We start from the raw sequence: 515 nt of genomic DNA, 5'->3' as shown, positions 1-515 counted from the left end.
CCAGGCGGATCGTTCCGCGCGCGACGACGACAACGCTGTCGGCGAGGGCGAGCGCACGGTGGACGAACTGTTCGACGACGATGAGCGCCACGCCCGCGTCCTTGAGCGTGGCCAGGAACTCGAAGATCTCGTCGACGAGGTTGGGCGCCAGGCCCATCGAGACCTCGTCGAGCAGCACGACCTTCGGGGACTGAATGTAGGAGCGGGCCACCGCGAGCATCTGCTGCTCGCCACCGCTCATGGTGCCGGCGACCTGCGAGAGCCGCTGACCCAGACGCGGGAACGCCGAAGCCGCCTTCTCGATCGCCGCCGTGGCCTGCCCACGCGGGGCCTGCAGGATCAGGTTCTCCTTCACCGTCAGCGACGGGAAGATCCCGCGGGGGTCGGGGATGTGGCACAGCCCGGCCTTGACCCGCTCGTGCGTGGAGCGCTTGGTCATGTCCTTGCCGTCGACGAGGATCTGACCCGCCGTCGGCTTGAGCAGACCCGAGCACGTCTTGAGGAACGTGGTCTTC

At 68.2% G+C, this 515-nt stretch carries 1 protein-coding gene; it reads right to left on the bottom strand.

Annotation, left to right across the window (positions count from 1 at the left end; genetic code table 11):
- The coding region (locus ABD401_RS25035) for an ABC transporter ATP-binding protein (RefSeq protein ID WP_344609955.1) at positions 1-515 on the bottom strand (515 nt) is incomplete at both ends.

The sequence above is a fragment of the Sporichthya brevicatena genome, from assembly GCF_039525035.1.
GTDB lineage: Bacteria > Actinomycetota > Actinomycetes > Sporichthyales > Sporichthyaceae > Sporichthya > Sporichthya brevicatena.
This window is presented reverse-complemented; position numbering and strand designations above follow the sequence as displayed.